General features: G+C 67.9%; 19 protein-coding genes and 2 pseudogenes. 18 read left to right on the forward strand and 3 right to left on the reverse strand.

The window, feature by feature from the left end; all coding sequences use genetic code 11:
* Positions 1–62: 62 nt before the first annotated feature.
* Together A9X00_RS05995 and lysX are read right to left on the reverse strand one after the other, a co-directional pair.
* The gene (locus A9X00_RS05995; protein ID WP_197515071.1) at positions 63–1538 is read right to left on the reverse strand and encodes an alpha/beta hydrolase family protein; all 1476 of its coding nucleotides are present in this window, start codon (positions 1536–1538) and stop codon (positions 63–65) included.
* A 45-nt stretch (positions 1539–1583) separates the two neighbouring features.
* Positions 1584–4919 (reverse strand): bifunctional lysylphosphatidylglycerol synthetase/lysine--tRNA ligase LysX, encoded by a 3336-nt coding sequence (lysX, locus tag A9X00_RS06000; RefSeq protein ID WP_197515072.1) that lies wholly within the window; start codon positions 4917–4919, stop codon positions 1584–1586.
* A gap of 409 nt (positions 4920–5328) precedes the next feature.
* On the opposite strand from lysX, the gene infC reads away from it, so the two are divergent.
* The 4 genes from infC to A9X00_RS06020 all read left to right on the forward strand — a co-directional run bounded on the left by infC (position 5329) and on the right by A9X00_RS06020 (position 7460).
* Positions 5329–5937, forward strand: coding sequence for a translation initiation factor IF-3 (gene infC, locus A9X00_RS06005; RefSeq protein WP_082974724.1), 609 nt, complete (start codon positions 5329–5331; stop codon positions 5935–5937).
* A 71-nt stretch (positions 5938–6008) separates the two neighbouring features.
* Positions 6009–6203, forward strand: coding sequence for a 50S ribosomal protein L35 (rpmI, locus tag A9X00_RS06010; protein ID WP_067012098.1), 195 nt, complete (start codon positions 6009–6011; stop codon positions 6201–6203).
* A gap of 57 nt (positions 6204–6260) precedes the next feature.
* Positions 6261–6656 (forward strand): 50S ribosomal protein L20, encoded by a 396-nt coding sequence (gene rplT / locus A9X00_RS06015; RefSeq protein ID WP_067150449.1) that lies wholly within the window; start codon positions 6261–6263, stop codon positions 6654–6656.
* The gene (locus tag A9X00_RS06020) at positions 6657–7460 is read left to right on the forward strand and encodes an RNA methyltransferase (RefSeq protein WP_067150452.1); all 804 of its coding nucleotides are present in this window, start codon (positions 6657–6659) and stop codon (positions 7458–7460) included.
* Positions 7461–7486: 26 nt separating this feature from the next.
* On the opposite strand, the gene A9X00_RS06025 is transcribed toward A9X00_RS06020, so the two are convergent.
* A complete protein-coding gene (locus A9X00_RS06025; protein ID WP_067150455.1) occupies positions 7487–8545 on the reverse strand; it encodes an oxygenase MpaB family protein in 1059 nt (352 codons plus the stop codon).
* A 254-nt stretch (positions 8546–8799) separates the two neighbouring features.
* Here A9X00_RS06025 and A9X00_RS06030 point away from each other — a divergent pair, with 254 nt between their 5' ends.
* From A9X00_RS06030 to A9X00_RS06080, 14 genes and pseudogenes are all read left to right on the forward strand, one after another.
* Positions 8800–9702, forward strand: coding sequence for a PE family protein (locus A9X00_RS06030; RefSeq protein WP_067150458.1), 903 nt, complete (start codon positions 8800–8802; stop codon positions 9700–9702).
* A 139-nt stretch (positions 9703–9841) separates the two neighbouring features.
* A complete protein-coding gene (locus A9X00_RS06035) occupies positions 9842–10693 on the forward strand; it encodes an adenylate/guanylate cyclase domain-containing protein (RefSeq protein WP_232006692.1) in 852 nt (283 codons plus the stop codon).
* Positions 10694–10711: 18 nt separating this feature from the next.
* Positions 10712–11518, forward strand: a complete 807-nt coding sequence (locus tag A9X00_RS06040; RefSeq protein WP_067150504.1) for a rhomboid-like protein — start codon at positions 10712–10714, stop codon at positions 11516–11518.
* Positions 11519–11641: 123 nt separating this feature from the next.
* Positions 11642–12685, forward strand: a complete 1044-nt coding sequence (pheS, locus tag A9X00_RS06045) for a phenylalanine--tRNA ligase subunit alpha (protein WP_067150464.1) — start codon at positions 11642–11644, stop codon at positions 12683–12685.
* Positions 12685–15171, forward strand: a complete 2487-nt coding sequence (pheT, locus tag A9X00_RS06050; protein WP_067150467.1) for a phenylalanine--tRNA ligase subunit beta — start codon at positions 12685–12687, stop codon at positions 15169–15171. Before pheS ends, pheT begins: the two co-directional genes overlap by 1 nt.
* 137 nt (positions 15172–15308) lie before the next feature.
* Positions 15309–16700, forward strand: a complete 1392-nt coding sequence (locus A9X00_RS06055) for a PE family protein (RefSeq protein WP_067150470.1) — start codon at positions 15309–15311, stop codon at positions 16698–16700.
* 274 nt (positions 16701–16974) lie between these two features.
* The gene (locus A9X00_RS06060; protein ID WP_067150473.1) at positions 16975–18492 is read left to right on the forward strand and encodes a PE family protein; all 1518 of its coding nucleotides are present in this window, start codon (positions 16975–16977) and stop codon (positions 18490–18492) included.
* Between the two features lie 348 nt (positions 18493–18840).
* The gene (locus tag A9X00_RS06065) at positions 18841–20367 is read left to right on the forward strand and encodes a PE family protein (protein ID WP_082974732.1); all 1527 of its coding nucleotides are present in this window, start codon (positions 18841–18843) and stop codon (positions 20365–20367) included.
* Positions 20368–20462: 95 nt separating this feature from the next.
* A pseudogene (locus tag A9X00_RS32715) lies at positions 20463–20639 on the forward strand (PE domain-containing protein); the annotation flags it as partial.
* A 26-nt stretch (positions 20640–20665) separates the two neighbouring features.
* Positions 20666–21700, forward strand: coding sequence for a PE family protein (locus A9X00_RS32455; RefSeq protein WP_067150507.1), 1035 nt, complete (start codon positions 20666–20668; stop codon positions 21698–21700).
* 307 nt (positions 21701–22007) lie between these two features.
* Positions 22008–22224, forward strand: a pseudogene (locus A9X00_RS32720) (PE family protein); the annotation flags it as partial.
* A 15-nt stretch (positions 22225–22239) separates the two neighbouring features.
* Positions 22240–22848 carry a hypothetical protein gene (locus A9X00_RS29595; protein WP_232006691.1) on the forward strand — a complete coding sequence of 203 codons (609 nt, stop codon included), beginning with the start codon at positions 22240–22242 and terminating at the stop codon, positions 22846–22848.
* An 11-nt stretch (positions 22849–22859) separates the two neighbouring features.
* On the forward strand, positions 22860–23420 hold the full coding sequence (locus A9X00_RS06075; protein ID WP_067150479.1) for a hypothetical protein: 561 nt from the start codon (positions 22860–22862) through the stop codon (positions 23418–23420).
* A gap of 597 nt (positions 23421–24017) precedes the next feature.
* Positions 24018–25228: PE family protein (locus tag A9X00_RS06080; protein ID WP_197515074.1), on the forward strand; the 1211-nt coding region annotated here is incomplete at its 3' end.

Consider the following 25228-nt stretch of genomic DNA (forward strand, 5'->3'; position numbering starts at 1 on the left):
CTACAAGCGACACGACCTTCCGCACTCACGCGCGCCGGTGGCACCTCAAGTAACCGCAGCGGCTACCTGGACGGGTTGGACCGCTGCGCCGGGACCACCACCTGGGCCGGCGCCGCGGATGGCGGGGAAACGGGCGGCGTGGGCAGTGCCGTCCGGCGGACCCCCGGGGTGCAAAGCCGGCCGGCCAGCCACGGCAGTGCGGCGGCGAACGCCCGGGCGGCGAACGGCCAGTCGTGCCTGCCCGGCTGGGGCGCGACGGCGCAGTCGATGCCATTGGCGCGGCCGAGCGCGCACAGCGAGTAGGCGGCCGCGGTCTGGTTACCCGGGTTGGCCGCGGCGAGACGCATTGCGCCGGAGTCGGTTACGGTCACGTCCTGGCGTGGTGCCGGTGGGCCGTCCGGCGAGATGGCGAACCAGCCGGCGAGGTCGCGGTAGCGGCCGTGGCGGCTGATCACGGTGGTCGGGTCGAAAGCGGCCCAGGCGTCGGCGTTTCCGCCGAACAGTCGGGCGATGGTCTGCGCTTTGTTGCCGGCGTTCGGGTAGAAATCGCCCGCGATGTCGACGAAAGCGCCGAACATCTCGGGATGCATAACGGCCAGGTCCACGGCGCACGTCCCGCCCATCGACCAGCCGGTGACGCCCCAGTTGGACCGGTCGGCGCTCACGCCGAACTTCGAAATCATGTAGGGGACAACGTCTTTGGTCAGGTGGTCGGCGGCGTTGCCGCGCGCCCCGTTGACGCATTCGGTGTCGTTGTTGAACGCCCCGCCGGCGTCGACGAACACCAATACCGGCGCCCGGCCGTCGTGGGCGGCGGCGAAGTCGTCGATCGTCCTGACCGCGTTGCCTGCCCGCGTCCAGTCCGCGGGCGTGTTGAACTGCCCGCCGATCATCATCACAGTCGGCAGGGCCGGCGGTGGGCTACTGGTAAACCACTCGGACGGCAGGTACACCAGTTCCCCGCGATGCTTGAAATGCGATGCATCCGAGGGGATTACCACCGGCACCACGCTGCCGTGCGGGGGGCGGGCCCGTTCGGCGACCATCGCGGTGACGGCGGCCGGGTCCGTCTGATCGGGCAGGGGCCCCGAGGTGAGCTGGCTCCATGCCGCCTGCACGGTCGGGAAGTAGCCGACCCACGCGTTGAGCACCAGCGCCGCGCAAAGCACGCACGACGGCACGGCAAGCAGCGTCGCACCGCGCCGCCCCGGCGGCGCGCTGCGCCAGCCCACAACCAGCACCGCCGCGGCCACGCCGGCCAACGCGATCCAGACCCACAGCGCCGACGGCGCCGGCTCGCCGGCCAGGCCGCGGTCGACGATGTACCAGTGCGTCAGGAAAGCGGCGGCGCCCCCGACCGCGCCCGACAGCGGCAGCCAGACCGCCCGCCATCGTCGCGACCGCCACCCCACGGCCAGCGTCAGCACGACGGCAGTGCCGATCTGGATCGTCGCGGGTATCCAGCCGTGCATCAGCGAGGTGAAATTACTGGCCAGCACGTGCTTCAGTGTGAGCCACCCTAAACACTCCCGGAACATTTTGACCGGATGTCCGCTGCGCCGTCGCCGGCAGCGGCGGCCCGTCTAATGCGGCTTGGCCAGCGGGAATGGCAGGGTTTCGCGGATGCTGCGGCCGGTTATGAGCATAACGAGCCGATCGATACCCATACCGAGTCCGCCGGTGGGTGGCATCGCGTACTCCATGGCCTGCAGGAAGTCTTCGTCGAGCTCCATCGCCTCGGGATCCCCGCCGGCGGCCAACAGCGACTGCTCCTGCAGGCGGCGCCGCTGCTCCACCGGGTCGGTCAGCTCGCTGTAGGCGGTGCCCAGCTCCACGCCCCACGCCACCAGGTCCCACCGCTCCGCGACGCCGCGCTGGCTGCGGTGCGGCCGCGTCAGCGGCGACACGGAGGTGGGGAAGTCGATGTAGAACGTCGGTTGCTCGGTGCGGTCCTCCACCAGGTGCTCGTAGAGCTCGAGCACCACCGCGCCGGAATCCCAATGCGCCCGATACGGAATGTGCAGGGCGTCGGACATCCTGCGCAGGGCGGTCAGCGAGGTGTCGGGGTCGATGTGCTCGCCCAGCGCTTCCGATACGGCGTCGTAGACGGTCTTCACCGGCCAGGTACCGGAGATGTCGACCGGTTCGAGGCTGCCGTCGCTGCCCGGGCGCGGGCGCAGCACGGTCTGCTCGCCGTTGGCGGCCTGCGCGGCGTTCTGGATGAGCTCCCGGCAGCCGTCGATCCACACCTTGTAGTCGGCGTGCGCTTGGTAGGCCTCCAGCAGCGTGAATTCGGGGTTGTGGCTGAAGTCGACGCCCTCGTTGCGGAAGGCCCGACCCAGCTCGAACACCCGCTCCACGCCGCCGACGCACAGCCGCTTCAGGTAGAGCTCCGGCGCGATGCGCAGGAACAGGTCCATGTCGTAGGTGTTGATGTGGGTGACGAACGGCCGGGCGGTGGCTCCGCCGTGGATCTGCTGCAGGATCGGCGTCTCGACCTCGATGAATCCCTTGGCGAACAACGTTTCCCGCACCGAACGCAGCACGTCGCTGCGGGCCCTGACCAGCTCTCGGGACTCCGGATTGACCGCCAGGTCGACGTAGCGGGTCCGCACTCGCGCCTCGGGGTCGGTCAGGCCCTTCCACTTATTCGGCAACGGCCGCAGGCACTTACCGATCATCCGCCAGTCCCGCACGATCAGCGAGCGGGTCCCCTTCTTGGAAAAGCCCATGTGCCCGGTCATCTCGACCAGGTCGCCGAGATCGATGGCCGCGGTGAAATCGGCGGTGCGGCCGCGTCCGAGATGCGAATTGTCCAGCAGCACTTGCATTTCGCCCGACCAGTCGCGCACCTGGGCGAACAGCACGCCGCCGTAGTCGCGGATCCGCAGGATGCGGCCGGCCACCGACACGTCTTCCTGGTCGTCGGCGTCCAACGCGGCGGCGATCGAGTGGCTGGGCGGGCAACCCACCGGGTAGGCGTCAATCCCGTTGCGCTGCAATACCTTCAGCTTTGCCAAGCGCACCCGTACCTGCTCGGGCAGGCGCAATCTCGACTCCTCGGCCTCGGCGGCCTTCACCCTGCCTTGCAGGTCGCTCACGTCGGGCGTCGACCCGTCGTGGTGCAACAGCCCGGACTCCGCCAGCCTGGCCGGCACCGCGGGATGGTGCCCGGTGTGCACCTTCTCGCGCCGGCTGAACGGCAGGACCAGGAAACCCTCCGCGATCACCGAGGCGACGCCGACCCGCGGAATCAATCGGGCGTCCTCGTAACACGCGTACCGGGGAACCCACTCGGGCTGGTACTTCATGTTCGAGCGGTACAGCGTTTCCAGCTGCCACCATCGCGAGAAGAACAGCAGGAATCCGCGCCACAACCGGGCGACCGGGCCGGCGCCGAGCTGGGCGCCCTGCTCGAACGCCGAGCGGAACATCGCAAAGTTCAGCGAAATGCGGATGATGCCAAGGGCTTCGGCGTTCAGCGCGAGCTCGCTGACCATGAGTTCGATGGTGCCGTTGGGGGATTGCGGGGAACGCCGCATCAGGTCGAGGGAGACGCCGGTGCTTCCCCACGGGACCAGCGACAGCATCGCGACCACGCGGCCCTCGCGGTCGATGGCTTCGACCAGCAGGCAGTCGCCGTCGGCCGGATCGCCGAGGCGGCCCAGCGCCATGGAAAAGCCGCGCTCGGTTTGGGTGTCGCGCCAGGCGTCGGCGCGCGAAATCGTCTCGGCCATCTCCTCGGCGGAGATGTCGCGGTGCCGACGGATGCGCACCGTCAGCCCGGCCCTGCGGGCCCGCGTCACCGCCTGGCGCACCCCGCGCATGTCGGGGCCGGACAGCTTGTAATCGGAGGTCCGCAGGATCGCCTCGTCGCCCAGCTCGAGGGCGTTGAGTCCGGCCTCCCGGAACGCCTGGGCGCCTTGCGAACTGGCGCCCATCACGCCGGGCGCCCAGCCGTAGGTTTGGCACAACCCCAACCACGCGTCGACCGCCTGCGGCCACGCCCTCGGGTCGCCGATCGGGTCGCCGCTGGCCAGGCAGACCCCGATCTCGACCCGGTAGGTGATGGCCGCGCGGCCGCTCGGGGCGAACACCACCGATTTGTCGCGGCGGGTGGCGAAGTATCCCAGCGAGTCCTGTTTGCCGTAGAGCTCGAGCAGCCCGCGGATCGCGGACTCGTCCTCACCCGTGAGCGCGTTGTCGGCGCGCTGGGATTGGAACAGCACGATCGTCGCCGCGATCAGCGCGAGCGCGCCGAAGAGCCCGAAGATCGCGTTGAGCAGAACGTGCGGCCGGCCGGTGAACGCATCGGGGTCGACGATGGAGAACCCCACCACCCGGTTGACGACGTACCAGAAGCGCGAATCGGGCGCCAGGGTGCCCGGCCACATCTCGACCAGGCCCCAGGACGCCAGGATTCCGATCACGAGGCCGGTGACCAGGACCGCGGCCGCCTTGAACAGGGCGGCCCTGCGCACCTTGGCCCAGAACTGCCGATAGGACAGGACGAGTAGGACGATCGCGACGATGTGCACGGCGAAGCCGAGGTTCTCGCCGAACGACTCGGCCGCGGTGTTGTCGCCCGCGGCGATGTCGGCGGCGTTCAACGCGGCGGCCAGGACCATGTTGCCGAGCAGCAACACCCAGGCGATGCGTTTGCGCGCGGTGAGCGCCGCGGCCAACAGGGCCAGCACGAACGACCACGCGATGCTGGTGTCGGGGAAGTTGAACAGGTAGTCGTTGATGAACTCCCGCGGGGCCTTGATCAGCCACCGGACCAGCGGTGAGACGCTACCGATCAGCGACAGCGTCGCGATGACGCCGACAGTCCAGCCCGCCGCCGCCGGTACCCAGCGATACCGGGAGTTCGGCTGGCTGCCCGAACGCGGGCCGAAGCGGGACGTTGCGAGTGTCACAGACCGCGAGGATATGCCGTCAAGCCGTGAAAATCCTGGCGAAGCGCCCGGAGACGCGGAGCGCAGTTGGCCGGGCTGCCACGCGGGCCGGACGCCCGTCCGGCCGCATACGTGCAGGAAGGCGCGTCATGGCTGCTAAACTATCGACTGCGACCATCCCGGTGAACGCCGGGGACAGTAAGTGGAGTCCCACTCCCACCGTTGGCCACGAGTGTTTTCAAGGTTCAACGGTCCGGTCACAGGCAACGTGAATGCCTGTTCCGCGCGCGGCGCGGGCGGCTGGAGCAGTTCCAGCCGCGATCGGTCGGCATTGGGCCCTGCTTGTGCAGGGCTTTTTTGCTGATGGTGTGGTTTTCCACCGCTGCGGCCGCCACAAGAGAAAGAAAAGAAGCCCAACAAGGGAGGCCCCATCAGCACTGAGACCCGCGTCAACGAGCGCATCCGCGTACCTGAAGTCCGATTGATCGGCCCAGGGGGAGAGCAGGTAGGCATAGTGCGCATCGAGGACGCACTGCGCGTCGCCGCGGACGCCGATCTCGACCTCGTCGAAGTTGCCCCAAACGCCAGACCTCCGGTCTGCAAGATCATGGATTACGGCAAATTCAAATACGAGGCGGCGCAAAAGGCGCGCGAATCCCGCCGGAACCAGCAGCAGACCGTCGTCAAAGAACAAAAGCTGCGACCAAAAATCGACGATCACGATTACGAGACCAAGAAGGGCCACGTAATCCGCTTCCTGGAGGCGGGATCGAAGGTCAAGGTCACCATCATGTTTCGCGGACGCGAGCAGTCGCGGCCCGAGCTGGGCTACCGATTGCTGCAGCGCCTGGGCGCTGACGTCGCCGACTACGGATTCATCGAAACGTCCGCCAAGCAGGACGGCCGCAACATGACGATGGTGCTGGCACCGCACCGCGGCGCGAAGACCCGCGCCCGGGCGCGCCACCCAGAAGCACCCGGGGGAGGCGCGGCACCGGATTCCGATGCGGCCGCCGACGCCAGCCCGTCGGCCAACTGACCTGACAGCGAGAAGCACGAAGTACGGGAAGTACTGGACAAGTACTGAAAAGTACTGAAAGTAGAGGAAACATGCCCAAGGCCAAGACCCACAGCGGGTCGTCGAAGCGGTTCCGGCGCACCGGCACCGGGAAGATCCTGCGCCAGAAAGCCAACCGCCGGCACCTGCTGGAGCACAAACCGTCGACCCGGACCCGCCGGCTGGACGGCCGCACCACCGTGTCGGCCAACGACACCAAGCGCGTCAACAAGCTGCTGAACGGCTGATAGCCGGCACTAGACCATTTAGAACCATTTACTGCCAGAACGAGAGTAGGAACATCCATGGCACGCGTGAAGCGGGCGGTCAACGCCCAAAAGAAGAGGCGCAGCGTCCTAAAGGCCTCGAAGGGCTATCGCGGCCAGCGGTCCCGGCTCTATCGCAAAGCCAAAGAGCAGCAGCTGCATTCGCTGAACTACGCCTACCGCGACCGTCGTGCGCGTAAGGGCGAGTTCCGCAAGTTGTGGATCTCGCGGATCAACGCGGCTGCCCGCGCCAACGACATCACCTACAACCGCCTGATCCAGGGCCTGAAGGCCGCCGGTGTCGAGGTGGACCGCAAGAACCTCGCCGACATCGCGATCACCGATCCGGCGGCGTTCACCGCGCTGGTCGACGTCGCCCGGGCGGCGTTGCCCGACGACGTCAACGCCCCCTCGGATTCCGGAGAGGCGGCCTAACTGCCGGCGACGCCGGCACCGCTCACCGAACGCTCGGCCAGGGTGGCCGCGGCGGTCAAACTGCATCGGCAGGTGACGCGGCGGCGCGCCAGACGCTTCCTCGCGGAAGGCGCCAATCTCGTCGAGGCCGCGTTGGCGCGCGGACTGGTCCGCGAGGTCTTCGTCACCGAGCAAGCCGCGCAGCGGCACGCGTCGTTATTTGCCACGCAGAGCCCGCCCGTGCACCGGGTGACCGAGCGCGCGGCAAAGGCGCTGTCCGACACGGTGACGCCGGCGGGCCTCGTCGCGGTGTGCGACATGCCCGACACACGACTGGAAGACGCGTTGGCAGGCGCGCCCCGGCTGATCGCCGTCGGCGTCGAGATCAGCGAACCAGGCAACGCCGGCACGTTGATCCGGATCGCCGATGCCATGGGGGCGGCGGCGGTCATACTTGCCGGGCACGGCGTCGACCCCTACAACGGCAAGTGCTTGCGCGCATCGACGGGCAGCGTTTTCTCGATTCCCGTCGTCGTCGCCCCGGATGCGGACGCCGCCGTCGGCGCGCTTCGTGACGCGGGGCTGCAAGTGCTGGCGACCACCGTGGACGGTGAGATCTCTCTCGACGAAGCCGAGCCACGGCTCGCCAGGCCGACCGCTTGGCTGTTCGGACCTGAATCGCGCGGCCTGCCGCGCGACATCGCCGGGCGGGCGGATTACCGGGTGCGCATCCCGATGTCCGGCGGCGCGGAGAGCCTGAATGTGGCTGCGGCCGCGGCGATCTGTCTCTACCAGAGCGCGCGCCGAGCCAGGAGCTCGCCGTAAGGCGCGGTCTCGGACGCCGGGCGTGCTCAGGCCGCCCTGGGCCGCCGGCCCCGGGCGGGCCGCAGGCCGGTAAGCGACAGCGTGCCGTGCACCAACGATCCCGCGCGCTCCATCAGGAACTTGGCGGGGTCGAGCGGGGTACGCGGAGCGAAACGGGGACGCGGCGGAAAGTAATGCATCGGCAGGCCGCGACGGTCGCGCGGGGGGCCCACGAACGCCGGTGCCTCCACCAACGGGGCATCGCTGGGTAGCCGCCCTTCGGCGCGGCGATAGGCGGCCAGCGCGCGCGGGTGCAGTCGGATCTCGTCGGGAACGGCCAGGAACGCCAGCTCGACGAGCTTGCCGAACACGCGCAGCAGCACCTCATCCCCCGGCGTCCAGTGCATGCCCGCCTTCTCGCGCACCGCCGGCTCGAACAGCCCCGCCGCGATCCAGCGCTGACCGGCCACCAGCGGCCGAAACAACTGGTCCCAGATCGGCGTCGGCATCAGCACGAACTTGGGCTTGGGAATGCGGATCTTGAAGATGTCCAGCGTCGCCTGGTTGATTTCCAGCTCCTCGCGGCACACCCGATCCCAGTACTCCAGGAACTCCTCCCACGACCGGGGCACCGGGCGCATGCTCATGCCGTACATGCGGTACCACTGCACGTGCTCGTCGAAAAGCTGCCGCTTTTCCGCCTCGGTCAGGCCCCCGCAGAAGTACTCGGCCACCTTGATGATGAGCATGAAAAACGTTGCGTGCGCCCAATAGAACGTCTCGGGGTTGAGCGCGTGGTAACGGCGGCCCGCGCCGTCGACGCCCTTGATGGTGCGGTGGTAGCTCTTGATTTGCTGACCGGTCTGGGCCGCGCGGTCGCCGTCGTAGACCACGCCCATTATCGGATAGACCGAGCGCGCCACCCGCTGCAGCGGCTCGCGCAATAGGATGGAATGCTCCTCGACGCCCGCGCCGAGTTCCGGATACATGTTCTGGATCGCGCCGATCCACACGCCCATCATTCCGGTGCGGAGGTCGCCGAAGTACTTCCAGGTGAGCGAGTCGGGTCCGAGCGGATCCGTGGATGTCGTTGGTATGGCAGTCATCTCGGCCTCCTGCTCCTAACTCCGCTCACGATAACTTTGACAACGTGCGTTGTCTACGATTCGGCACGTCGGCGGCACCGTTGTTATGCAGTTTCCGCGTCGGCGTGGCAGCGTCGTGATAAGGAACGTTTGCGGGCGTGCGCTTGTGGGTACCTGCTCGCACGTCGACCGGAGGTGAGGCCAGCGCCGGCCCCGCGCCAGTACACTCAGTGCTCGATTTCGTGATGGCAGTCGCGAGTCCAAGGGGGACCGACATGTCTTTTCTCAGCGTCATACCGGATTTCGTCTCGGCGGCGGCCGGGGACTTGGAGGGGATTGGCTCGGTGCTGGACTCCGCCAGCGCGGTGGCGGCGGGCCCCACCACCGCGATCGCGCCCGCGGCTCAGGACGAGCTGTCGATCGCAATCGCGGGACTGTTCGGCAACGTCGGCCAGGAATTTCAGGCGATCAGCGCGCAATCGCGGGCCTTTTATGACCGGTTCGTGGGCGCGTTGACCAGCGCCGCCGACATGTATGTCGGCACCGAGGCGGCGAACGCACAGCAGACCTTGCTGAACGCGGTGAGCGGACCCATCGAGGCGTTGTCCACCGGCGGCGGCGTGGGCTCCCTGGCCAGTGCCGCGGGATCCAGCGGCACGGACCTGCTCAGCGCTTTGGTCGGAATGGAGGTCGCCATTCCCATCATCAATACGCTCACCCCGCTCGGTCCGGTGGTGCTGACGCTGTACGGGGAAGGATCGATACTGGGCGTCACCATCACCTCGGGATCCCTCGAGGTGGGCACGCCGCTCGCGCTGACCGTTGATGCGATAGGTGCGCCGTTCAACGCGCTGGCCGCGCTCAACGCCAGTGGCGCGGCATTTGTCGGTGCGGTGCAGACGGGGAACCCGGTGGCGGCCTTTACCGCGCTGGTCACCGCTCCCGCGAACGTCGGCACCGGTTTCCTCTACGGGCAGCAATCCGTGACGATCACCCAGCCGGCGCCGTCGGGTTCGGGATACTCGACGGGGTCGCTGACCATTCCGTTCGGAGGGCTCTTGGCGCCTGTACAGCCCGCTACGTTCACCCTCATCTCGAGTGACGGGACGGTGACTTCCTTCCCGTTGAGCGGCACCGAGTTCGGTGGCCTCCTCGCCGGCATCATGAGCGCCGCCTAACCGTCAGGTGACCCAGACGTGGCGGCCGTCATTGCCCGCTTCTTCGCCGACGACCTAACCTGGCCTGGTGGAACTCGCGCCGCGCGATCCGGACCCGGGCGAGGCCTCGGAGACCGATCTGAAGACCGACCATGAAGCGGTGGCGACGGCGTCCCCGGCTTCGGAGCGGCGATCTCCTGCGCGCTGGCTGCACTCCACGAACCACAGCCCGGGTGTGGTGTCGTTTCTGCGGCGGGCGCGACGGCTGTTGCCCGGTGACCCGGAATTCGGCGACCCGCTGTCCACCGCGGGCGAGGGCGGTCCGCGCGCCGCGGCGCGAGCCGCCGACCGCTTGCTGGGGGATCGGGACGCGGCCTCGCGAGAGCTCAGCCTGGGTGTCCTGCAGGTGTGGCAGGCGCTGACCGAGACGGTGTCGCGGCGACCGGCAAACCCCGAGGTCACGCTGGTCTTCACCGACCTGGTCGGCTTCTCGACGTGGTCGCTGCAAGCGGGCGACGACGCGTCGCTCACACTGCTGCGACGGGTGGCACGGGCCGTCGAGCCGCCGCTGCTCGACGCGGGCGGTCACATCGTCAAGCGCATGGGCGACGGGCTCATGGCCGTCTTCCGCGATCCGACCGTCGCCGTGCGGGCCGTGTTGGTCGCCGACGAGGCGCTGAAATCGGTCGAGGTGGCGGGCTACACACCGCAGATGCGGGTCGGCATCCACACTGGCCGGCCGCAGCGCATGGCCGCGGACTGGCTCGGCGTCGATGTGAACATCGCCGCACGCGTTATGGAACGCGCCACCAAAGGTGGAATCATGGTGTCGAGCTCGACGTTGGACCTGCTACCGCAGACCGAGCTGGACGCGTTGGGCATCGTCGCCAAGCGGGCACGTAAGCCCGTATTCGCGGGTAAGCCCGCCGGCGTCCCCGCTGACCTGGGGATATATCGCCTCAAGACTCTTAAGGAGTTAACAGCCTTTGATCACAGCTCCGAAACAAATTAGCCGACATAATGGATGGCAATGATTGGGGGCATCTTCTCCCGGCTTGCCCGGGTTCGGTTCACCGTGGGGTATGTGGCGGCGCTGCTTGCCATCAGCTGCGCGCTCATCGCGCTCGGCCCGCACGCGCATGACGTGCTCGTCCAGCGGGCCAGCACCAACCTGCACAACCTGGCCCACGGCCACGTGGGCACCCTATTGGGCAGCGCGCTGGTCGTCGACGCCGGACCGCTGTACTTCTGGTTGCCCTTCCTGACCTGCCTGCTCGCGCTCGCGGAGCTGCACCTGCGCACCATCCGGCTGGTGGTGGCGTTCCTGGTCGGCCACATCGGCGCCACCCTGCTGGTGGCCGCCGCCCTGGCCGCGGCCGTCGAGTTCGGCTGGATGCCGGTGTCGATCACCCGGGCCAGCGACGTCGGGATGAGCTACGGCGCCCTGGCGGTCCTCGGCGCGATGACGGCGGTGATCCCCGCGCGGTGGCGTGCGGCCTGGGTCGGCTGGTGGGTCGCGGCGGGCCTGGCCTCGGCGATCATCGGCGGCGATTTCACCGACGCGGGCCACACCGCGGCCGTGGTGCTGGGCGTGCTGGTGTCCGCCCGGTTCCGGCAACCGATCCACTGGACGCCGACGCGGCTCGTGATGCTGGCGGCGTCCTCGGGCTTCGGATTCCTGATCCTGGCGCACCACTGGGGGACGATGGCCGCCGCGCCGGTGTTCGGCATCCTGGGCGCGCTGGCGGCCCACAAGATCTATCTATTCGTCACCGCACGCGCTGCGCTGCCGGTGTTGCCGGTTGACGCCGGTCCGCAGCCCGTCGCGGCCGGCTAGACATTCGCCGGCTAACGGCCCGGCACGCACCGAGCGTCGCGCACCGAATCACCTATGATCGGCACTTGCGCTGGCGCATCCCGCCGCGTTCAACAGCCTCATCAGCAAGGAGAGTGCCGCCGCGTGGGCGATCAACCCGTCGACCTGTCGCCGGAAGCGTTGGCCGAGGCGGTCTCGGCCGCCCGTCAGGCCATCGCGGGCGCCGACGATCTGGACGCGCTGGCGCGGGTCAAGACCGAGCACCTCGGTGACCGCTCGCCGCTGGCGCTGGCGCGTCAGGCGCTCGGCGGCGTCCCGAAGGACGAGCGCGCCGACGCCGGCAAGCGGGTCAACACCGCGCGCGGCGAAGCCCAACGCAGCTACGACGAACGGCTGGCGGAACTGCGCGCCGAGCGCGACGCCGCGGTCCTGGTCGCCGAGGGCATCGACGTCACGTTGCCCTCGACCCGGCAGCCGCCCGGCGCCCGGCACCCGATCACGATCTTGGCCGAGCACATCGCCGACACGTTCGTCGCGATGGGATGGGAGCTGGCGGAGGGGCCCGAGGTCGAAACCGAGCAGTTCAACTTCGACGCCCTGAACTTCCCCGCCGACCACCCCGCCCGCAGCGAGCAGGACACCTTCTACGTCGCGCCCGAGGATTCCCGGCAGCTGCTGCGCACCCACACCTCGCCGGTCCAGGTCCGCACGCTGTTGGAGCGCGAGCTGCCCGTCTACATCATCTCGATCGGCCGCACGTTCCGCACCGACGAACTCGACGCCACCCACACGCCGGTCTTCCACCAGGTCGAGGGCATGGCGGTGGATCGTGGCCTGTCGATGGCGCACCTGCGCGGGACGCTGGACGCGTTCGCCCGCGCCGAGTTCGGGCCGACCGCGCGCACCCGGATCCGGCCGCACTTCTTTCCGTTCACCGAGCCGTCCGCCGAGGTCGACGTGTGGTTCGCCAACAAGAAGGGCGGCGCCGACTGGGTGGAGTGGGGCGGCTGCGGGATGATGCATCCAAACGTGTTGCGCGCCGCCGGAATTGACCCCGACGTCTACTCCGGCTTCGCCTTCGGCATGGGCCTGGAACGCACGCTGCAATTCCGCAACGGGATCCCGGACATGCGCGACATGGTCGAGGGCGACGTCCGGTTTTCGCTGCCGTTCGGGGTGGGTGCCTGATGCGCGTCCCCTACAGCTGGCTGCGCGAGGTTGTAACGGCCGGCGCCCCGGGGTGGGATGCGGCGCCCGACGACATCGAGCAGACGCTGGTGCGCATCGGCCACGAGGTCGAAGAGGTCGTCAGCCTCGGCCCGGTCGACGGCCCCCTGACGGTCGGGCGCGTCACCTCCATCGAAGAGCTCACCGAATTCAAGAAGCCCATCCGCGCCTGCCTGGTGGACGTCGGCGAGGAAAAGGCACGCGAGATCGTCTGCGGGGCAACCAATTTCGTGGTAGGGGATCTGGTGGTGGTGGCGCTGCCCGGCACCACGCTGCCCGGCGGCTTCGCCATCACCGCCCGCAAGACCTACGGCCGCAGCTCCGACGGGATGATCTGCTCGGCCGCCGAACTCGGTTTGGGCGCAGACCATTCCGGGATCCTGGTGCTGCCGCCCGAAACCGCCGCGCCGGGGGATTCGGGCGCCGACGTGCTGGGCCTCGACGACGTGGTTTTCCACCTGGCGATCACCCCCGATCGCGGCTACTGCATGTCGGTGCGGGGCCTGGCGCGTGAGATCGCGTGCGCCTACGACCTCAACTTCGTCGATCCGGCCGACATCAAGCCGCTGCCCGTCGAGGGCGAGGCGTGGCCGCTGGCGGTGGACCCCGAGACCGGCGTGCGTCGCTTCGCGCTGCGCCCGGTGACCGGCATCGATCCGGCCGCCGTGTCGCCGTGGTGGCTGCAGCGCCGGCTGCTGCTGGCCGGGATCCGCGCGACGTCGCCCGCGGTGGACGTCACCAACTACGTGATGCTCGAGCTCGGCCACCCCATGCACGCGCACGACCGCAATCGCATCACCGGGGGCCTCGCGGTGCGCTTCGCCCGGCCCGGCGAAACCGTGGTCACGCTGGACGACATCGAGCGCAGGCTCGATCCGGCCGACGTGCTCATCGTCGACGAAGCGGCGACCGCGGCGATTGGCGGCGTCATGGGAGCGGCCACCACCGAGGTGTGCGACGACTCCACCGACGTGCTGCTCGAAGCGGCGGTCTGGGACCCGGCCGGGGTATCGCGCACCCAGCGACGGCTGCACCTGCCCAGCGAGGCGGCCCGCCGCTATGAGCGCGCCGTCGACCCGGCCATCTCGGTGGCCGCCCTGGACCGGTGCGCCGCGCTGCTGGCCGAGATCGCCGGGGGAGCGGTGTCGCCGACGCTGACCGATTGGCGGGGTGAGCCGCCGCGCGAGGACTGGTCGCTGCCACCGATCCGGATCAGCGTCGACCTGCCGGACCGCGTCGCCGGGGTGGCCTACGGCCCGGGGACGACGGCCCGGCGGCTCGCCCAAATCGGCGCGGCGGTAGCCGAAAACGACGACATCCTGATCGTGACGCCGCCGAGCTGGCGCCCCGATCTGCTGCAGCCCGCCGACCTCGTCGAGGAGGTCACGCGGCTGGAGGGGCTGGAGGCTATCCCGTCCGTGCTGCCGGCGGCTCCCGCGGGGCGTGGCCTCACCGCGGTGCAGAAGCGGCGCCGCGCGATCGGCAAGTCGCTGGCCCAGTCGGGCTATGTCGAGGTGTTGCCGACGCCGTTCCTGCCCGCCGGCGTCTTCGATCTGTGGGGACTGCCGGCCGACGACCCGCGGCGCTCGGCGACACACGTGCTCAACCCGCTGGAGGCCGACCGCCCCGCGCTGGCCACCACGCTGTTGCCCGCGCTGTTAGAAGCGTTGGGGCGCAACGTATCCCGCGGTCTCGTCGACGTCGCGCTGTTCGCCCTGGCGCAGGTGGTCCAACCGACCGACGAGACCCGCCGCGTCGAGCTCATCCCGGTCGACCGTCGGCCCACCGACGCCGAGATCGCGGTGCTCGACGCCTCCCTGCCGCGACAGCCGCAGCACGTCGCCGCGGTGCTGACCGGCCTGCGTGAACCGCGTGGTCCCTGGGGTCCCGGCCGCCGGGTCGAGGCCGCCGATGCGTTCGAGGCGGTGCGAATCGTGGCGCGCGCCAGTGGGATCGACGTTCGCCTGCGCGCCACCCAGCGCCTGCCGTGGCACCCGGGCCGGTGCGCCGAGGTGCTCGTGGGCGAGACGTGCGTCGGCTACGCGGGGCAGCTGCATCCCGCCGTGATCGAGCGCTCCGCATTGCCCAAGGGCACCTGCGCGATGGAGCTGAACCTCGATGCGATCCCCATCGTCGACGTGCTGCCGGCGCCGCGGGTGTCGCCGTTTCCGGCCGTCTTTCAGGACGTCAGCCTCGTGGTGGCCGCGCACGTGCCGGCCCAGGCCGTGGCGGACGCCGTCCGCGAGGGGGCCGGCGAACTCCTCGAAGACCTGCAGCTGTTCGACGTGTTCACCGGGCCGCAGATCGGCGAGGACCGCAAATCGCTGACCTTTGCCCTGCGCTTCCGGGCGCCGGACCGCACGCTGACCGAGGACGACGCGAGCGCAGCCCGCGACGCCGCCGTGCGGCGCGCCGCCGAGGTGGTTGGCGCCGAACTGCGCGCCTGAGAACCGGCACCCGCGGATCTACGACCCCCTCGCGCGGTTTTCTACGCCATTTGACCGATGGTCTTCGTCGGCCCCGCCCAAAAGATCTTACTTGCAAGTAAGAACTGGTCATCGGGCAAACAGTCGAGGAGATCGGTATGTCTTTTCTGAGCGTGGCGCCGGAGCTGCTGCAGGGAGCCGCACAGCAGTTGGCGGGTGTGGGTTCGTCGCTGGCCGAGGCCGCCGCGACCGCGACGGGTCCCACCACCGGGATCGCGGCCGCCGCCGGTGACGAGGTTTCGGTCGCGATCGCTGCGATGTTCGGGAACGCGGGGCAGGAATTTCACGCGATAAGCGCCCAAGCGCAGGCGTTTCATTCGGAGTTCGTCGCCTTGATGAACGCCGGTGCGGGCGCTTACGTGGGCGCCGAGGCGGCCAATGTCGAGCAAGTCCTGCTGGACTTCGGTGCCACCGTCGCCGCCCCGTATCAGGCGTTGGTCTCGAACACGGCGAGCAACCTCCAAAGCCTCGGAACCGCGATCAGCGGGAACCCCGCGCCACTCCTGAACCAGTTCCTCAGCAACCAAATCGGCTACGGCCAGGCCATCGCGACGGGATTTGCGAACGCAGTAGTGAACCTGCCCGCCGAGCTGGCCAACCTGCCTGCGAACATCTCCGGGGTCTTAGCCTTCAACCCGGCATACGTTGCGCAGCAGGTCATCAACCAACAAGTCGGCTACGCCCAGTTGATTGCCACCTCGCTGCAGAACGCCGGCAACGATTTCATGGCGGGGTTGAACGCGCTGCCGGCCAACCTGCAAACCGGGATGCAAACCATCATGTCCGGCGATGTCACCGGCGGGCTGCTCCAAGTCGGCGGCGCGTTCCTGGCCCCGGTTTTCACCGACCTCAACGTCACCGTGGACCCCGTCACCGGGCTCCTCGATATCGTGCCCGGCGGCGCGTTAGGGGACCTGCTGCCCATCCTCGGCATCCCCGCGCAGATGGCGCAGAACTTCACCAATCTCCTTCCGGCCGGAACGATTCCGGCAAGAGTGGCGCAGAACGCGACCAATTTGTTCGCGACGCTGACGGATCTGTCCCAGACGCTGGATCTCAACACCGGCAACCTGCACATCGGGTTGCCCGTGGTGCTCGCGCTTGACGCGCTGGGTCCGCCGATCACCACGCTGCAGGCGGCCGCATCGAGTGGGAGCGCGTTTATCGGCGCGGTGCAAACCGGGGACGGGCTCGGGGCGCTCGCCGCACTGATCGATGCCCCCGCCGTCATCGCCAACGGCTTCCTCAACGGCCAGGCGGCGCTGCCCCTGCCGGCTCTGCTTGGCGGCCCCGGCGGCATCGAAACGATCACCGCGATCCCGGTCGGTGGGATCCTCACCCGGCTGCAATTCGCATCGCTCAGCATCCCGGCGTTCGGGCCCGGATCGCTCACTCTCAGCGGCACAACCTTCGGCGGTATCCTCCCCGGCCTGCTGGTCTTCCTGCCCGAAACCCTCGCGCTGGCGATCGGTGCTCCGCCGCTCGGATAGCCGTGCGGCTACCCTGAGCTGCGGCGTTAGGCTCGCCGCCTCCGGAACGGTTCGCCAGCCTAACAATTTCCGGGAAATCCTTCTGCCCGTATTGACAACGGGCGACGGCTTATTAGACTCACGTCTGTCTTGCTTACCCGCGGGTAAGTTTACCGCTCGGTAAGTGGCAGCAAGAAGAGTCGAGGGGGCCTCGCGCGTCCGTGCGCGGGCGCCTTATACGGCTGTGCCGATGTGGGTGACCACTGGTCACCGTGGATCCGAGGAGAGGGTGGATATGTCGTTTGTGATCGCAACGCCGGACCTGGTCGAGAGCGCGGCTACGGATTTGGCGGGCATTCGTTCGTCGCTGCCCGAGGCGGCGGCGTCCGCGGCGGCGCCCACGACCGGGATCGCGACGGCGGCGTCCGACGAGGTATCAGTCGCGATCGCATCGATGTTCGGCAACTTCGGCCAGGAATTCCAGGCCGTCACCGCGCAGGCGCAGGCGTTTCATCAGCAGTTCGTCTCCCTGCTGAACGCGGGCGCGGGCGCCTACGCGAGCGCCGAGGCCGCCAACGCCGCGCAGGCCGCGTTGGGCGGTGAGATTCAGGCTGGCGCGCAAGCGATTTCGAACGCGATCGCCAGTTCGCCGATTGGGCTCGGGTCGCTCCCGACGGGCGGGGCGGCCGCGTTGTTCAGCGGGATCAACTCGTTCGGCGCCACCGTGGCCGGGCCCTACCAGGCGCTCGTCTCGAACACCGCCGCCAACCTGCAGGTCATCGGGGGCACTATTAGCGCCAACCCGTTCCCGTTCCTGCACCAACTCGTCAATAACCAGATCATCTACGGGCAGACGATCGCGACCGGCATCCAGAACCTGCCCGCCGAATTGGCCAGTCTGCCGGCGACCATTCAGGCCGGCATTCACGGCCTGGCCAGCGTCAACCCCGGCGCCCTGCTGCAGCAGTTGGCCACCAGGCAGATCGCCAACGCCCAAGTGGTCGCCACGGGGCTGCAGAACGCCGCGAATGATCTCGCCACCGGAATTCAAACGCTGCCGGGGGGCTTCCTCACTGCCGCCCAGGATCTCTTGGCCGGCGACAACGGTGGCGCATACGGCGCCATCAACCGGACGCTCATCAACGCCTTCCTCCCGGGCTTCAACGGCGTTCAGGCGGGGTCGGATGGATCGACGCTGGTTACCGATATCGTGCCGATAGGTCCGTTGGGGGACCTGGCACCCATCGTGGCCATCCCCGGACAGATGGCGCAGAACGTCGCCAACCTGTTCCCGGCGGGATCCGTTCCGGCGCAGATCGCGCAGCACGCAACAAATCTGATCAGCGCCTTCACCAACCTGGGGACGACGCTGACCATCTCGGATACGGCCGAGCTGAGCTTTGGGATCCCGCTGCAGCTGATCTTGGACGGGATCGGCGGGCCGGCGAACGCGCTCAGCGCGCTCAACTCGACCGGCGCGGCGCTGGTCAGCGCGGCGCAGGCCGGGAACGCGTCGGCGTTCGCCGCCACCTTCCTGGATGCCCCGGCCGTCGTCGCCAACGCGTTTCTCAACGGCACCACCGTCGTAACGTTGCCCCCGGCGACCGTCTCGCTGCTCGGCCTTTCTCTGCCCTCAACGACGTACTTGACCCTCGGCGGGCTTCTTGCCCCGCTCACTACCCCCGAGGTCTTTGTCGACCTGGATGGGCTCCAGTTGCAGCTCCAACTCACAGGCGGGACCCCGATCGGTGGGCTGATTCCCGGGTTGCTTAGCTTCCCCGCCCAGCTGGCGGCGGACATCGCCGCTAGCTGATCGGCCGTCACCTATCCATGAGGGGCGGGGCGTCGGAGTTGGCCGGCGTCCCGCCCCTCGGCGCGTCCCAAAGGTCCTCTCGAGCTGCGGATTTGGCGCGTCGCTCCGGGAAAGATCCCAAACCGTAACGAACGCTGTGAAAACGCAAATTGTCTTTTTCGTTGCAGCCGAGGGCTTATTAGGCTCGTGTCTGTCAAGGGTTACTGCGGGGTAAGTTCCCGGCCGGTAACCGGCAGCGAATGACTCAAGTGGGGTTTCGCGCCGCGCGGGCGCGGGGTCCTTGGGGGTCTCGTATTGAACATCGGGTGACCACCGGTCACCCGACCGGTGCCCGAGGAGAGGGTGGAGATGTCGTTTGTGATCGCAACGCCGGACCTGGTGCAGAGCGCGGCCCAGGATCTTGCCGGTATTCGTTCGTCGCTTGCGGAGGCAGCGGCGTCGGCGGCGGGTCCCACGACGGGGATCGCGACGGCCGCCCAGGACGAGGTATCGGTCGCGATCGCATCGATGTTCGGCAACTTCGGCCAGGAATTCCAGGCGCTGACCGCCCAGGCGCAGACCTTCCATCAGCAGTTCGTCAGCCTGATGAACGCGGGTGCGGGCGCCTATGCGAGCGCCGAGGCAGCCAACGCCGCCCAGGTCGTCCTCGGTGGCGAGATTCCGTCTGGCGCGCAAGCGATTTCGAATGCGATCGCCAGCTCGCCCATCGGTCTGGGATCGCTCCCCACCGGCGGCGCGTCCGCGGCGATCAGCGGGCTCAACTCGTTCGGCGCCGCGGTGGCCGCGCCGTACCAGGCGCTCGTCTCGAACACGGTCACCAACCTGCAGGCCATCGGAGGCACCTTCACGGCCAACCCGTTCCCCTTCCTGCACCAGCTGGCTAACAACCAGATCCGCTATGCGCAGACGATCGGTTCATCGATCGCGACCGGCATCCAGAACCTGCCCGCCGAGCTCGCCAATCTGCCCGCGACCGTCCAGACCGGCATCCAGGGCCTGTCGACGCTCAACCCCGGCGCGCTGCTGCCGCAGCTGATCACAAACCAGATCGGCGACGCGCAGACCGTCGTCACGGCGCTGCAGAATGCCGGCACCGACCTGGTCACCGGGTTGAACGGGTTGCCCGCCAGCTTCCAGGCGGCCGGTGAGGCCCTCGCCGGCGGTGACGTCCAGGGTGCGGTGCACGCCATTGCGCAGGGCTTGGAAAATGTTGTGCTGCCCGGTTTCCAGCCGTTCAACGTTGACATAGGTCAACTCGGCTCGCCCACGGCCCCGGCGCTGCCCGTCACTCCGCTTGGCCCGCTGGGAGATCTCGCGCCCATCCTGGCGATCCCCGGACAGATGGCGCAGAACGTCACCAACCTGTTGCCCCCGGGCTCCATCCCCGCGCAGATGTCACAAAACTTCACCAACGTGGTAAACGCGCTCACCAACTTCGGGGTGACGCTTAATCCGGGGAACTTCGAAATCACCTTCGGCTTGCCGTTGCAGTTCCTTCTGGACGCGGTAGGTGCGCCGGCCAACGGGTTGAGTGCCCTGAATTCCAGCGCGCTAGCGGTCGTCACCGCGGTGCAGTCGGGGGAACCGTTGGGGGCCGCGGCGGCGCTGATCGGTGCGCCGGGCGCGATCGCGAACGGCTTCCTCAACGGCCAAACGTTCATAAGCCTGCCGACGCTGACGGTCACCGTAACGTCAGAGGGGGTCCCCGTCCTGGCCATCCCGTCAGTCGCCGAAATCCCGCTGGGTGGGCTTTTAACTCCTCTAAGTCCTGTTGTCGACAACGTGTTGGGTCCGCTGCCGGGTACGCAAATCGGTGGCCTCATCCCGGGCCTGCTGAGCTTCGGGTCGCAGCTCGCGGCGGTCATCACCCCCTAGCGTCGCCTTCGCGAGCCGGCCTTTCGGCGGCATAGCCGCATTCAGGGGTATTCGCTCCCTGCCCGCCGAGTGCAGCGCGTCGGCGTGGCGCCGCGACCGGGATCGTGGCTGCGGCCGCCGACCAGGTGTCGGCGCAGGTTGCCGCCGCGCTCGGCGCGGTTGCGTTTTCGTGGCGAAATCGTGACGCCACAGATGCCACGAAAATGCGCAATTTCCCCCGTTCACACACTGGTCCCTTTAACCTCATGTTCATCTTGGTCACCATCCGGTGATCCTCCTGAGCCGATGGGAGACGGCAGTGTCGTTTGTCATTGCGCAGCCGGAATTGGTCGAGGCGGCCGCCCAGAACCTGGCTGGAATCCGCTCAGCGCTCGGCGAGGCGAGCGCGGCCGCCGCCGGCTCGACGACCGGGGTGGTGGCCGCGGCCCAGGATGAGGTGTCGGGCGCGGTCGCGGCCCTGTTCGACAACTTCGGCCAGGAATACCAAGCCATCAACGCGAGAGCTCAGGCGTTTCACGCCCAGTTCGTCAACCTGATGAACGCCGGCGCGGGGGCTTACCTCAGCACCGAGGCGGCCAACGCGGAGCAGACCCTGGCGAGTGCGGTGAACGCTCCGGTGCAGGGGCTGCTCGGGGGCGGCGCCGCCGCGGCGACCAGCGACGCGCTCGGAATCGTTGGACCCTACGAAAGCCTGGCCGCGAACACGACTGCCAACCTGCAGGGCATCGGCAACACCTGGACGACGGTCACTGCGCCCGCCGTGTTCAAGGCGATGACCACCACCTTCACCAATCCGCAGCTGCTTCTCGGGGCGTTGCAGACCGGCAACCCGCTGACGATCCTGAGCACGGGCGGGCAGTTCGCGCTGGGCTCCGCCAACCTTTTCCGCGACCTGATCGTTCCCGCCTCGCTGTCGGTGACGTCCGTTAATCCGCCGGCGTTGGCCGTCGGCCTGGGGCTGCCGGAGTTGCTGGCTTTCGATGCCTTGGGTGCCCCGGTCAACGCCGGCCTCGCGGCGTCACTGAGCGGCGCAGCGTTTCTCGAGGCCGTAGGCACGGGCAACCCACTGGCGGCGTTCACCGCGTTCGTCGACGCCCCCGCCAACATCGCGAACGCCTTCCTCAACGGCCAGCAGACGCTGCCCGTGCTGCTGGCGCCGGGCCTGACGGTGGACGTTCCCTTCTCCGGCCTTCTCGTTCCCGTGCAACCGTTTACGACGACGGCCTCATTGCTCGGAACTTCGATCACCGTGAGCGGCCCGCCCATCGGCGGGCTCGTTCCCGCGCTGTTCGACAACGCGCCCCAACTGCTTGCGTCGGCGTTCGGCGGCTAATCGGCACGCCTCTCGGCGCGCGCCGAACGCTTCGCACTGGGCGTGTTCTTCGTCGTCGACGGAAGGGCGCAACCGCAAGATCCTCGCGCTGCGCCCGGATTATGTTGTTGCGGAACGGGTTTCGGCTACGCGGCGCTGGGGCTGGCGCGCACTGCCGCGGTCACTCCCCAGAGATGTTGGAGCGTCGGCATTTAATTGACGCCAACACAACTTCCGGCCTCCCCGAGCGCGGAAAATCGAGTATTCAACTTGTGTTTACTTAGAATTTCACCGGGTAGTCCCAGCCGGTGAATCGAGATGGCCGGCCATGTCTTTTGTGATTGCGGCGCCGGAGGCAGTTCAGGCGGCGGCAAGGGATCTGGCGGGTATCCGTGCCTCGTTGGGAGGAGCGACGGCGTTGGTTGTGGGCCCCACGACGGCGTTGGTGCCCGCCGCGGCGGGCGAGGTATCGGCCGTCGTCTCCGCGATTTTCGCCAAGTTCGGGCAGGATTCAGGGGCTCAGCGCCCAGGCCCAGGCGTTTCATGCCGAGTTCGTCAACATGATGAACACGAGCGCGGCGGCTTATGCCTGCGCCGAACTCGCCAGCGCCGGACAGGCGGTGGCGGACGTGGTTACTGCGCCCGCGCAGGCAGGGGCCGGCGCTGCCCAGGGCGTCAGCGCCGCGGGGTTGCTTGGTGGGATCCTCGGGAGCGGGGCTCCGAGCGGGTCCCTGCTTGACGGTCTGGGCTCATTCGGGGGTGTCCTCGGCCCCCTGGGAAACCTGGGCTCGCTCGGAAGCAATCTGGGCAGCCTGCTGACGAGCGCGCTTCCCGGATTGCCGACGACACTCTCCGGCCTGATGAATCCCTGGGCGGGCGTTGCTAATTCACTACTTCCCGGGCTACTGAGCGCGCAGGCCGACGCGGGTCCCTACTTCACCGGGATCGCCGGCCCTTACAGCGCCCTCGTCTACAACACCTGGAACAACCTGCAGAGCCTCGGAGGCGGCTGGCTCGCCGATCCGTTCCCGTTCCTGCGGCAGATCGTCCCAACCAGATCAGCTACGGCCAGACCATCGCGACGGCGCTGCAAACGGGGGACTTCCAGCCCGTTGCCGCCATACCCGGTCGTATCGCACAAAACATTGCCAATGTCGTTGAGACGCTGACGAATAACGATATGACGTCATCGCTGGTGGTGCAGTCGCTCACGGTGCCCACCGACGTGACGGTGAACAACGCCGTCGGGCTGTCCTTGGTGTTCACCGCCAGCCTGATGGGCCCGCCCGCGGCTACGTTGGATGCGGCCGACTACAGCGCCGCGACGTTCGTGGCGGCCGTTCAGGCCGGGGACGCACCCGCGGCATTCGCCGCCTTCGTCGACGCACCTGCCGTCATCGCCAACGGCTTCCTCAACGGCCAGGCGCAATACCCCTATGTGATGAACCTGTCGAGCCTGACCGGGCCCGTCGTCGGGAATATCGTCAACGTCACCGTGGTCGCCAACTTCCCCCTTGACGGCATTCTCCATGCGCCCGGCTACTACCCGGTCACGGCGAGCTTCACGATGGTGGGCAACGCCGTTCTGCCTCCGATCGACGTCAGCATCGGGGCCGGCAGCACGCCCTTCAGCGGCCTGCTGCCCTTCCTTGTGAACTACGCGCCCCAACAGCTGGCCCAGGCGATCGGAGCGCCCGCCCCGCCCCCGCCGCTGCTCTCGATACCTCTTCCGACCTTCTGACTTCGCTAGGTCCCGGGATGGGGATCGGCGGAAAGTCCTTGTCATTCTCACGTTTTCGGTACGCGGATACCATTTTCGTCTACCTTGACGCGCGGCTGCAAAACATGCCCCATCCGGTGAGCGCCGACTCGGGGGGATCTTTCTCGCGGGCGCCGTTAAGCAGGTCGTCGCGACGGGTGCTTGCGGAAACGGCTTGTCATTCGCTTGTTTTCGGTACGCGAATACCAATAATGGATAAAATCGCCTCGCGATGTTTAAAACACGCGCCGTCGGTCAACCTCTTATTCGGCACACGCCAAATGCGGTCACCTGCAGCCCAAATGCAACGACAGGGGAGGCCAGACGGACTGAAAATTGTTCAATAGCAAGGACTTTGTACCTTAAGTATCGCGACCCGTGCGCCCACGGTACGCTAAGTCTCGTCATGACCATCCGCTGTGGGCATTCGGGTCGCGCAGAATCTTAAATAGACCCGCCGGACCCGGTTGAAAACCATCATTTTCGAATGTGCTTGTGTTGCACACTATTACGCTCGCCTTGCCTCGATAATTCGGGCTTACAAACGTATATGTCGTTCATTCGCGTGGGGAGATGAACATGTCTTTCGTCGTTGCAGTTCCCGATCTCGTCGAGGTGGCAGCCCAAGATCTTGCGGGTATTCGCTCGGCACTGGATGAGGTCACCCAGTCGATCATCGCCCCGACCACAACTTTGGCTCCTGCAGCGGGCGACGAGGTTTCGGAGGCCATCGCCGCGCTCTTCGGCAACTTCGGCAAGGAGTTCCAAGCACTGAGCGCGCAAGCGGCCGCGTTCCATAGCGCCTTCGTCAACACACTCGGCGGCGGCGCGACTGCTTATGTGACAGCCGAAATCGCCAACAGCGCCGCAATGCTCTCGGGGGGCGGGAACCTGGCGGCGGAAATCGGTGGCGCGATTTCCGGGTTCGGGGCGGCGCTCAGCGGATCCCTCTCGGGCGGCTTGAGTAGCAGTCTGGGAGCCGGGCTTGCCGGCACCTTCGAGACGTTCCTCGGCGCCGGGCTCACCGGAATGGCTTTCCAGACCGGTGGCCTATTCCTATCGGGTCTCGGCAACGGGCTGGTCCAGGTCGGCAACGCCATCGTCCAAGCCGGGCTCACACTGGAGAGTACTGGTGCGGCCTTGTCGGCCACGGGTGCGCAGCTGATGGCCCAGTCCAACGCCGCCCTGCAGGCGCTGCTGAACGCCAACTTCGTTCTTGACCTCAACGCGGCCTTGTCGGCCAGCGTGGGTGGCAGCCTGAATGGCTTGGCCGCCAACCTCGCCGCGGGCATCAACGGACTGGGTAATTTGGCCGGCAACCTCGGGGCGGGTCTCAACGGGGCGCTTCAGACCGGTGAGACGCTGGCGGCGAACTTCCTGGCGTCGCTGCCGGGTCTGCCTGCGCTCACGATTCCGAACCTGGGTGCGTTCGGTGTGCAGCTCGGTGCTGCGCTGAATGGCTTGGGCGCCAACCTGAGTGCGTCGCTGAACGCGGCGTTGTCGGGGGCGTTGACGTTGCCGCCGATCAACTTGTCGTTGCCGGGTCTGCCGAGTTTCACGTTGCCGCCGTTCCCGGGTCTGCCGGCGATCACGTTGCCCAACCTGGGTGCGGACATCAGCGCGGCGTTGAATGCGGCGTTGTCGGGGGCGTTGACGTTGCCGCCGATCAACTTGTCGTTGCCGGGCTTGCCGAGTTTCACGTTGCCGCCGCTGCCGGGGTTGCCGCCGATTACGTTGCCCAACTTGGGTGCCGACATCAGCGCGGCACTGAACGCGGCGTTGAACCTGAC

It is taken from the genome of Mycobacterium sp. 1245805.9 (assembly GCF_001672915.1).
Taxonomy (GTDB): Bacteria; Actinomycetota; Actinomycetes; order Mycobacteriales; family Mycobacteriaceae; genus Mycobacterium.

Coding starts and splice junctions, on each gene's coding strand:
- A9X00_RS06055 (WP_067150470.1), top strand. CDS start 15,309: ATGTCTTTTCTGAGCGTGGCGCCGGAGCTGCTGCAGGGAGCCGCACAG.
- A9X00_RS06060 (WP_067150473.1), top strand. CDS start 16,975: ATGTCGTTTGTGATCGCAACGCCGGACCTGGTCGAGAGCGCGGCTACG.
- pheT (WP_067150467.1), top strand. CDS start 12,685: ATGCGCGTCCCCTACAGCTGGCTGCGCGAGGTTGTAACGGCCGGCGCC.
- A9X00_RS06030 (WP_067150458.1), top strand. CDS start 8,800: ATGTCTTTTCTCAGCGTCATACCGGATTTCGTCTCGGCGGCGGCCGGG.
- A9X00_RS06025 (WP_067150455.1), bottom strand. CDS start 8,545: ATGACTGCCATACCAACGACATCCACGGATCCGCTCGGACCCGACTCG.
- A9X00_RS29595 (WP_232006691.1), top strand. CDS start 22,240: ATGATGAACACGAGCGCGGCGGCTTATGCCTGCGCCGAACTCGCCAGC.
- A9X00_RS06040 (WP_067150504.1), top strand. CDS start 10,712: ATGATTGGGGGCATCTTCTCCCGGCTTGCCCGGGTTCGGTTCACCGTG.
- A9X00_RS06065 (WP_082974732.1), top strand. CDS start 18,841: ATGTCGTTTGTGATCGCAACGCCGGACCTGGTGCAGAGCGCGGCCCAG.
- A9X00_RS06075 (WP_067150479.1), top strand. CDS start 22,860: ATGACGTCATCGCTGGTGGTGCAGTCGCTCACGGTGCCCACCGACGTG.
- A9X00_RS05995 (WP_197515071.1), bottom strand. CDS start 1,538: ATGTTCCGGGAGTGTTTAGGGTGGCTCACACTGAAGCACGTGCTGGCC.
- rplT (WP_067150449.1), top strand. CDS start 6,261: ATGGCACGCGTGAAGCGGGCGGTCAACGCCCAAAAGAAGAGGCGCAGC.
- rpmI (WP_067012098.1), top strand. CDS start 6,009: ATGCCCAAGGCCAAGACCCACAGCGGGTCGTCGAAGCGGTTCCGGCGC.